Annotated in this window: 9 protein-coding genes; 6 read left to right on the forward strand and 3 right to left on the reverse strand. The window is 65.3% G+C overall.

Features of this window, described 5'->3' with window-relative positions:
* Positions 1 to 62 precede the first annotated feature (62 nt).
* The 6 genes from chlG to QZ190_RS02020 all read left to right on the forward strand — a co-directional run bounded on the left by chlG (position 63) and on the right by QZ190_RS02020 (position 5,402).
* Positions 63 to 1,019 carry a chlorophyll synthase ChlG gene (chlG, locus tag QZ190_RS01995; protein WP_291912928.1) on the forward strand — a complete coding sequence of 319 codons (957 nt, stop codon included), beginning with the start codon at positions 63 to 65 and terminating at the stop codon, positions 1,017 to 1,019.
* A gap of 8 nt (positions 1,020 to 1,027) precedes the next feature.
* Complete coding sequence (locus QZ190_RS02000) at positions 1,028 to 2,386, forward strand: BCD family MFS transporter (RefSeq protein WP_291912930.1); 1,359 nt, start codon at positions 1,028 to 1,030, stop codon at positions 2,384 to 2,386.
* Positions 2,383 to 3,591, forward strand: coding sequence for a geranylgeranyl diphosphate reductase (locus QZ190_RS02005; RefSeq protein ID WP_291912932.1), 1,209 nt, complete (start codon positions 2,383 to 2,385; stop codon positions 3,589 to 3,591). The genes QZ190_RS02000 and QZ190_RS02005 overlap by 4 nt, the downstream gene beginning before the upstream one ends.
* Positions 3,592 to 3,657: 66 nt before the next feature.
* Complete coding sequence (locus tag QZ190_RS02010) at positions 3,658 to 4,149, forward strand: TspO/MBR family protein (RefSeq protein WP_291912934.1); 492 nt, start codon at positions 3,658 to 3,660, stop codon at positions 4,147 to 4,149.
* A gap of 28 nt (positions 4,150 to 4,177) precedes the next feature.
* The gene (locus QZ190_RS02015) at positions 4,178 to 4,357 is read left to right on the forward strand and encodes a hypothetical protein (protein ID WP_108365412.1); all 180 of its coding nucleotides are present in this window, start codon (positions 4,178 to 4,180) and stop codon (positions 4,355 to 4,357) included.
* A 34-nt stretch (positions 4,358 to 4,391) separates the two neighbouring features.
* On the forward strand, positions 4,392 to 5,402 hold the full coding sequence (locus tag QZ190_RS02020) for an alpha/beta fold hydrolase (RefSeq protein WP_291912938.1): 1,011 nt from the start codon (positions 4,392 to 4,394) through the stop codon (positions 5,400 to 5,402).
* 30 nt (positions 5,403 to 5,432) lie between these two features.
* Here QZ190_RS02020 and QZ190_RS02025 read toward each other — a convergent pair whose 3' ends face one another.
* The 3 genes from QZ190_RS02025 to QZ190_RS02035 form a co-directional block, all read right to left on the reverse strand.
* A complete protein-coding gene (locus QZ190_RS02025) occupies positions 5,433 to 6,911 on the reverse strand; it encodes a potassium/proton antiporter (protein ID WP_291912939.1) in 1,479 nt (492 codons plus the stop codon).
* 50 nt (positions 6,912 to 6,961) lie between these two features.
* Entirely contained in the window at positions 6,962 to 7,855 is an 894-nt protein-coding gene (bchO, locus tag QZ190_RS02030) for an alpha/beta fold hydrolase BchO (RefSeq protein ID WP_291912941.1), read from the reverse strand.
* A gap of 6 nt (positions 7,856 to 7,861) precedes the next feature.
* Positions 7,862 to 8,549, reverse strand: a 688-nt coding sequence (locus QZ190_RS02035) for a VWA domain-containing protein (RefSeq protein ID WP_291912943.1), incomplete at its 5' end; no start/stop codon positions are given.

Consider the following 8,549-nt stretch of genomic DNA (forward strand, 5'->3'; position numbering starts at 1 on the left):
CTGAATTGACATTAAGTGTCAATCCCAGTTGACATTTCAAAAACTCTCTTCACAATGGGGGCATGGACACCCCACCCTTGGCCCACTCGCCACACACCCAGGCCACAGCACCACCGCTGAACCGGCCTGCTTTGCGCACGGTGGCCGAATTCCTCAAACCCATCACCTGGTTTCCGCCCATGTGGGCTTTTGCCTGCGGCGTGGTGGCCTCGGGCCAGGACATCGGTGCCCATTGGGCTTTGTTGCTTTTGGGTTTGGTGTTGACCGGCCCGCTGGTGTGCGCCAGCAGCCAGGCGGTGAATGACTGGTTTGACCGGCATGTGGATGCCATCAACGAACCCAACCGCCCCATCCCCTCGGGCCGCATGCCCGGACGCTGGGGTTTGGGCATTGCCATTGCATGGACCGCGTTCTCGCTGCTCTGGGCCACGCTCATGGGGCCTTGGGGCTTTGTGGCCTGCGCTCTGGCCATTGCGCTGTCGTGGGCCTACAGCGCGCCACCCGTGCGCCTGAAAAACAACGGCTGGTGGGGCAACGCAGCTTGCGCCCTGAGTTACGAAGGACTGGCCTGGCTCACGGGCACGGCCGTGATGCTGGGTGGGGCTTGGCCGGGGCCGCATTCGGTGGCGCTGGCGCTGCTCTACAGCGTGGGGGCACACGGCATCATGACGCTCAACGATTTCAAGGCCATCGAGGGCGACCGGCGTATGGGCGTGGCCTCGCTGCCGGTGCAGTTGGGTGCGCACGGCGCGGCGCGCATGGCTTGCGTGTTCATGCTGGTGCCGCAGGGGGTGGTGGCGGCTTTGTTGCTCAACTGGCAGCTGCCATGGCACGCCGCAGCTGTCTTGGCTTTGACGGTGTTGCAAGGGCCTTTGATGCTGAAATTTTTGCGCCAACCCATTGAGCGCGCCTTGCATGTCTCGGCCTTTGGTGTGCCGCTGTTTGTCAGCGGCATGATGGTCAGCGCCTGGGGCTTGCGCCAGTTGAGCGGTTTGCACAGCAGCGTGGGGGTTCTATGAACACACCGATGAACGCACAAGTTTTTGGCTGGTTCCAGATCATCCGCTTGGGGCTGATCCAGGCCTGTCTGGGCGCGGTGGTGGTGGTCACCACGTCCACGCTCAACCGTATCATGGTGGTCGAGCTGGCGCTGCCCGCCTTGCTGCCCGGCTTTTTGGTGGCCTGGCATTACGCGGTGCAAATGGTGCGCCCGCGCATGGGTTTTGGTTCTGACAAGGGGCGGCGCAGCACGCCTTGGATGATGGGCGGTATGTTGGTGCTGGGCGTGGGTGGCGTGATGGCCGCCTGGGCCACGGTGTGGATGGCCGAAGAACCGTTTTATGGTGCGCTGCTGGCTTGGTTGTCGTTCAGCCTGATTGGCTTGGGCGTGAGCGCTTGCGGCACATCGCTGCTGGCGCTGATGGCCAAGCGCGTTCCCGAAGAGCGCCGGGCGCCCGCGGCCACCACCGTGTGGCTGATGATGATTTTTGGTTTTGCCGTGACCGCCGGTGTGGTGGGCAAGCTGATCGACCCCTACAGCCCGCAGGTGTTGCTGCAAGTCTCGGCCGGGCTGAGCTTGGTCACGGCCTGCATCACGGCCCTGTGTTTGTGGGGCTTGGAAAAAGATGGCGACCCTTCAATCGCTGTGGCACCGAGCGCGAGCGCCGAGCGCTTGCAAAAACAAAATTTCAAAGAGGCCTTCCAAGAGGTCTGGGCCGAGCCTGCGGCGCGCACCTTCACCGTGTTTGTGTTCATGTCCATGCTGGCTTACAGCGCGCAGGATTTGATCCTGGAGCCCTTCGCGGGCGCGGTGCATGGTTTCACGCCGGGGCAGACCACGCAGTTGTCGGGCTGGCACCACATGGGCGTGCTGGCGGGCATGCTGGCGGTGGCCGGGGCCGGTTCGCGCTGGGTGGCGGGGCGCTTGGGCTCGGTGCAGGCCTGGATGGTGGGCGGGTGCCTCGTTTCGGCGCTGGCCACGGTGGGTTTGGTCAGCTCGGCGCTGTCGGTCGATTGGCCACTCAAGGCCAATGTGGTGTTTCTGGGTGTGGCCAACGGCGCGTTCTCGATCGCGGCGATTGCCACCATGATGCGCCTGGCCGGTGAAGGCGGCCCGGGCCGTGAAGGCACGCGCATGGGTTTGTGGGGCGCGGCGCAAGCGGCGGCCTTTGGTTTGGGGGGATTGCTCGGCACCGCTGCCAGCGACCTGGCCCACGCCTTGTTGGGAGAACAGCGCACGGCCTATGCAGCCGTGTTTGGCATGCAAGCGCTCATGTTTGCGGTCTCGGCAGCCGTGGCTTCGCGCCTGCGCACCGGGCCAGCAAAGCAGCGAGCGCCTTTGCGTTTTGACGGTCCCGTATTGCTCAAAGGTGGGTCAAGCTCATGAACCAAACCGATTACGACTTTGTGGTGGTGGGCGGAGGGCCTTCGGGCGCGACCGCCGCACACGATTTGGTGCGCCAAGGCTGGCGCGTGTTGTTGCTCGATCGCCAGGGCCGCACCAAACCCTGCGGCGGCGCGATCCCGCCGCGCCTGATCCAGGACTTCGACATTCCCGACCACCTGCTGGTGGCCAAGGTGCGTTGTGCCCGCATGATCTCGCCCACCGACAACAAGGTCGATATTCCCATCGACAACGGCTTTGTCGGTATGGTGGACCGCGACGAGTTCGACGAGTATTTGCGCGACCGCGCCGCCCAGTCGGGTGCGGTGCGTTGCCAGGCGATTTTTGACAAGCTGCAGCACGACGACAGCGGTCAGCTGTGGGTGCACTACACCCCGGTCACGCCCAAAGAACACGCTGCCGCTGAACATGCGCAGCCGGTCAAGGTGTCGACCCGCATGGTGGTGGGGGCCGACGGCGCGCGCTCGGAAGTGGCGCGCCAGGCCATCCCCAATGCGCACAAAACCAAGTATGTGTTCGCGTACCACGAGATCATCGAGTCGCCCGTGGGCCAGCCCGGCTACGACGCGGCGCGCTGCGACGTGTATTACCAAGGCGAGGTCTCGCCCGACTTTTATGGCTGGGTGTTTCCGCACGGCAAGACCATGAGCGTGGGCATGGGCAGCGCCGACAAGGGCTATTCCTTGCGCAGTGCCACGGCGCGTTTGCGCGCCATCGCGGGTCTCACCGATGCGCCCACTTTGCGCCGCGAAGGCGCGCCCATCCCGCTCAAGCCCTTGCCCCAATGGGACAACGGCCGCGATGTGGTGGTGATCGGCGACGCTGCAGGGGTGGTCGCCCCCTCGTCGGGTGAAGGCATTTACTACGCCATGGACTGCGCACGGCGCGTGGCCAAGGCCGCCCATGAGGCCCTCAAAACCGGCAACAGCGCCTGCCTGAAGCAAGGCCGCAAGAGCTTCATGAAGCAGCACGGCCGCGTGTTCTGGATCTTGGGCGTGATGCAGTACTTCTGGTACCAAAACGACAAACGCCGCGAAAAGTTCGTCAAGATCTGCGAAGACCGCGACGTGCAGCGCCTGACCTTCGAGTCCTACATGAACAAGGAACTCGCGCGCAAAGACCCGATGGCCCATGTGCGCATCTTCTTCAAGGACATGGCCCACCTGCTGGGCCTGGCGCGAACGTGACGCGCAGGCCTGCTCGCGGGTGCCCCAGGCACCCGCCCAGAGCAGGCGCTGGCGAGCCCGCTGCACATGAACCGACAAGCTTTGACCCGACTGGCCCTGGCCTTTGCGCTGAGCTATGCCACGGCCGGCATTGGCGCGGCCCTGACCGAGTTGGGGCCGTGGTACTTTGCGCTCAAGCACCCGCCCTGGAAGCCACCCGATGCCGCATTTGGTGTGATCTGGACCACCATCTTCACGCTGTGCGCCATCAGCGGCTGGCTGGCCTGGCAAGCGGCCGACACGCCCGCGCTGCGCCGCCGTGTGGCGGGGCTGTTTGGCGCGAACGCGCTGCTCAACATGCTGTGGAGCGCGCTGTATTTCAAGCTGCAGCGCCCGGACTGGGCGCTGTTCGAGGTGGTGTTTTTGTGGCTGTCCATCCTGGCGCTGATCATGGGCCTGTGGCGCTTGTCGCGCTGGGCCAGTTTGCTGCTCATCACCTACTGGGTCTGGGTCAGCATCGCCGCCGTGCTGAACGTGCAAACCGTGATGCTCAATGGGCCTTTCGGCGCGCAGCCCTAAAGCGCCCAACCCCACCAGGAGAGTCCCCATGCCCCCCTCCCTCATGGCTACGATTTTTTTGTTGATGACCGGTCTGTGCGGCGCAGCCTACTGGTGGCTGGACCGCCGGATGCAGCGCCTGTCGGACACTTTGCGCGACACCTACAAACTGGGGCTGATGATCATCTACGGCCTGCAGATGGTGTTGCTGCTCATGTTCGCCATCTAGCCATGGCCGATTTCACGCGAGCGGCTTGCGCCGCATGCACGCGCGCAGCCCGCGCAGCATGAAAAGGCCCGGGCTTGTGCTGGCGCTGACCGCTTTGACGCTGCTGTCCCTTTGGTTGTGGACACCCGATGTGCCGCGCGCCACGTTGGAAGCGCGCTACCTCGCGGCCCCCGCCGACCTGCGCCAGGTGGGGCCGTGGCAGCTCCATGTGCGCGACAGCGGCCCGCCCGGTGCCCAGCAAAGGACTGCGCAAAGAGCCGCGCAAAGTGCTGCCCAAAGTGCTCCATCTGGTACCCCATCGGATGCCCCAGCGGTGGTCTTGTTGCACGGCTTTGGTTCGAGCTTGCAGACCTGGGACGCCTGGGCCCAGGGCCTGGCCGCCACGCACCGCGTAGTACGCATCGACTTGCCCGGCAGCGGCCTGAGCCCGCCCGACCCGGCGCATGATTACCGCGACGAGCGCAGCTTGCAGCTGCTGATCGCCTTGCTGGATGACTTGGGCTTGAAACGCGTTAACCTGGTGGGCCACTCCATGGGCGGGCGCATCGCCTGGACCTTTGCGGCCAAGTTCCCCGAGCGCACCGACAAACTGGTGCTGGTGGCCCCGGATGGTTTTGCCAGTTTTGGTTTCGAATACGGCAAGCCCATGGCCGTGCCCGCCACGTTGGGCCTGATGCGCCATGTGCTGCCCAAGCCCTTGCTGCGCATGAACCTGAAAGCGGCCTATGCCCAGCCCGAGTCGCTCAGCGATGCCGTGACCACGCGTTACTACGATTTGATTTTGGCCCCCGGGGCGCGCCAGGCCATGCTCGACCGTTTGGCGCAAACCGTGCTGCAAGAGCCCGGCCCACTGCTGCGCCAAATCCGAGCCCCCACCATGCTGGTCTGGGGCGAGGCCGATGCCATGATCCCGGTGAGCAATGCCAGCGATTACCTGCAAGCCATCACCGGCAGCCGTGTGGTGTCATGGCCCCATGTGGGGCATTTGCCGCAAGAAGAAGCGGCGCAGCTGTCGTTTAAGGCGGTGGCGGATTTTCTGCGCTGAACGGGCAGATCAGGTCGTTTTGAAACTGCCTCAGGTGATGCGGATGCCCACCTGCGTGATGCGGTTGCCTTGGGTGGCGCGCACGCTGATCTCGGCTTGACCCAGGTGCGCCGTGTCGCCGTGCACGGGCGGTCGGTGCAAGCTGTCGGCCAGCCACTGGCCCACGGTTTTGTCGGCATCGCAGGGCAGTTCCAAACCGTAAAACGCGCACAACTCGCCCATGGAGGTGGTGGCCGCCAGGACAAAGTCGCCAAACACCAAACGGGCATGTTCGGTGTCGTCCAGATCGGGCACCACCACGTTCAGGCGGCGTGCGCTCCAGGCGATGGTGGAGCCTTGCAGCACCAGCGAGGTCAGCACCACGGTGAAGGCCACATTGAAGTAAATGCTGCCCCCTTCCACCCCGGCCATGACCGGAAACACCGCCAGCACAATCGGCACCGCCCCGCGCAGGCCCACCCAGGAGATGAAGGTGATTTCGCGTCCCGAAAAGTGCAGAGGCTTGAGGCACAGCCAGACCGAGATCGGGCGGGCCACCAACATCAGCACCAGCGAGACCCCCAGCGCTTGCCACAGCGTGCGCAGCAACTCGGAGGGCGTGACCAGCAAACCCAGCAACAAGAACATGGCCGCCTGCGACAGCCACGCATACCCGTCCATGGCCGACAAAGACGCACGCACCTGGCGACGCGCCCGGTTGCCGACCACCACGCCCATGAGGTAAACCGCCAAAAAGCCCGAGCCGCCCAACCAGGTGGTGAAGGCAAACACCGTGAGGCCGCCCGACACAATCAGCAGGGCTCGGATGCCGCCGCCGCCGTCTTCGCCCCGGCCTAGGCGTTTGAGCAACTCGGCCAGCGCCCAGCCACAACCCAAGCCCAGCACGCTGCCCCAGCCCAGTTGCTGCAGCAGCGACAGCAGCACCTCGGACAAGCCGAGCGATGCGTTGCCGGGTCCGCCCACGGCCAGCGCCATGGCAATGAAGGTGATGGTGAGGTAGACCGCCATCGGGTCGTTCATGCCCGACTCGATCTCCAGCGTGGCGGCCACACGTTCGTTGAGTTGCACGCCGGAGGACTTGAGCAGCGAAAACACCGCCGCCGCATCGGTCGAGCCGACAATGGCACCCACCAGCAAGGCCAGCGGCCAGGGCAAATCGAGCAGCCAATACGCCGCCGCACCCGTGATGCCCGTGCACACCACCACGCCCAGCGTGGCCAGCAAAAGCGCGGGCCGCAAGCCCGTTCGGAAAGTGCCCATCTGGGTGCGCAAGCCGCCGTCCAGCAAGATCACGGCCAGGGCCACGTTGCCGACCCAAAAGCTCAAGCGGAAATCGTCAAAGGCCAGACCTCCCGGGCCATCGACCCCGGCCAAAATGCCCACCACCAAAAAAATCAGCAGGAAAGAAAAGCCGATGCGGGCCGAAAACACCCCGGCCAGCACGCTGATGAACACCAGCGCCGCAGCCGCCAACAAAGGCAAAGACAAAAAATCGAGCGACAACACCATGCATTGAAGCTACCACAGGCTCAGCGCCGCAAAGCGCGTGTGGATTTGCGTCAAATGCCGCAGCTGCGCAGGATGAATGAAGCCGTGCCCGCCGGGTCCTGTTCGTGGGCCAGATGGCCCAGGCCCGCTTGGACGTGCAGACGCGCTTGTGGCAAGCGCTGGCAGGCCTCGTCGGCCAAGGCGGGGGGCACGGTTTGGTCTTGTGCGCCGATGTGCATGAACACCGGGTTGCGGATCTCGTGCAGGCGTGCGGCCAAGGGCTTGAGCCGCCAGGCCGCCATCATCGACAACACGCCGTGCACATGGCCCGAGTCGCTCAGCACGCGGGTGTACAGATCGATCCCTTGCGCGTCGAGCGAAGAGCCAGTGCGTGCGATCCATTCGGCCACCGCACCGGGTTTGGCCGCCAGCTTGGCGGTGGCCCAGGCTGAGAGCGGGTTGAGCGCCGCTAATTTTGCGGCAGGGCCGAACAGCCAAGAGGCCACGCCTGGCAAGGGCAACCAGGCCGGGTTCAGACCGATCAGGGTGCTGCGCGAGACGCTGTCAAAGTGCAGCGCCATGTGTGCGGCAATCGCCGCACCTGCCGAATGGCCCACGATGACCTGCGGCGTGAGATTGAGTTGCAGCATCAATGCGCGCAAGCCCTCGGCCATGCCGGGCAGCGACAGCGCGCCCTCGGGGCCCCGGCTGGTGAAGGCGTGGCCGGGCAGGTCGGGCGCGACCACGGTGAAGTGCTGCGCCAAGGTGGGCAGCAGGCCGCGCCAGCTGAAGTTGCCCGAGCCGGTGCCGTGCAGCAGCAGCATGCACGGGCCTTGGCCCATTTGCTGCACATGCCACTGGATACCGCCCGCTTGCACCAATCGGCTGTGCTGCGCATGCGGCCAGATGCCGGAATGGGCCTGGTGGTCGGCCCAGGCCATGCCGGGGTAGAAGCTGTCAAACATGGCGACTCAAGCCTGCGGGCTGCGCACCCGTTCGATGGCGTGGGCCATGCGCTGCGACTGCACCTGCGGCATGGGCAGGTAGCTCGCGCCCATGGTGGCCGCCAGTTGCTGCGCTTGCGCGTCGGGGTGCATCGAGGTGTCGATCCACAAGGCGCGGTGGCCGCTGGCGCGCCACTGCTGGCCCCAGTTTTGTGCGTCAAGTTGCGCTTGGGCGCGGCCGCCCAGGCCTTGCAGCGTCACGTTGGCGCGGCCGTCGCTCAGCACCACCAGGATGGGTGTGACGCCTTGGCGCTGCAGCTGGGCCGCTTGTTCGTGCGCCATCTTCAGGGCCAGGGCCAGGGGCGTGCCGCCGCCACCGGGCAAGCCGGTCATGGCGCGTTTGGCGCGCACCAGTGAGCGGGTCATGGGCAAGAGCAGCTGCGCCTGCGCGCCCCGAAACGCCACGATGCACACGCTGTCGCGCCGGGCATAAGACTGCTGCAACAACAACTCAACCGCGCCTTTGGCTTCGGCCAGGCGCTGCAGCGCGGCGGAACCTGAGGCGTCGAGCGCGAGGATCAGGCAGCTGGAGGCGCGCTGCTGGTAGCGCTGGATGTGGAAGTCTTCGGCGCGAATGGCCACGCGCCCGGTGCTGTGCGCTTGCCGCAAACGCTGCTTGGGCGCGGCGGCGCGCAAAGTGGCCAGCACATGCAGG

The sequence above is a fragment of the Limnohabitans sp. genome (assembly GCF_017848645.1).
In the GTDB taxonomy this organism is placed as follows: domain Bacteria; phylum Pseudomonadota; class Gammaproteobacteria; order Burkholderiales; family Burkholderiaceae_C; genus Limnohabitans_A.

What these genes read in the sequence shown, in the direction of transcription:
- QZ190_RS02015 (WP_108365412.1), top strand. Translation starts at nt 4,178, where the DNA reads ATGCCCCCCTCCCTCATGGCTACGATTTTTTTGTTGATGACCGGTCTG.
- chlG (WP_291912928.1), top strand. Translation starts at nt 63, where the DNA reads ATGGACACCCCACCCTTGGCCCACTCGCCACACACCCAGGCCACAGCA.
- QZ190_RS02005 (WP_291912932.1), top strand. Translation starts at nt 2,383, where the DNA reads ATGAACCAAACCGATTACGACTTTGTGGTGGTGGGCGGAGGGCCTTCG.
- bchO (WP_291912941.1), bottom strand. Translation starts at nt 7,855, where the DNA reads ATGTTTGACAGCTTCTACCCCGGCATGGCCTGGGCCGACCACCAGGCC.
- QZ190_RS02010 (WP_291912934.1), top strand. Translation starts at nt 3,658, where the DNA reads ATGAACCGACAAGCTTTGACCCGACTGGCCCTGGCCTTTGCGCTGAGC.
- QZ190_RS02025 (WP_291912939.1), bottom strand. Translation starts at nt 6,911, where the DNA reads ATGGTGTTGTCGCTCGATTTTTTGTCTTTGCCTTTGTTGGCGGCTGCG.
- QZ190_RS02020 (WP_291912938.1), top strand. Translation starts at nt 4,392, where the DNA reads ATGCACGCGCGCAGCCCGCGCAGCATGAAAAGGCCCGGGCTTGTGCTG.
- QZ190_RS02000 (WP_291912930.1), top strand. Translation starts at nt 1,028, where the DNA reads ATGAACGCACAAGTTTTTGGCTGGTTCCAGATCATCCGCTTGGGGCTG.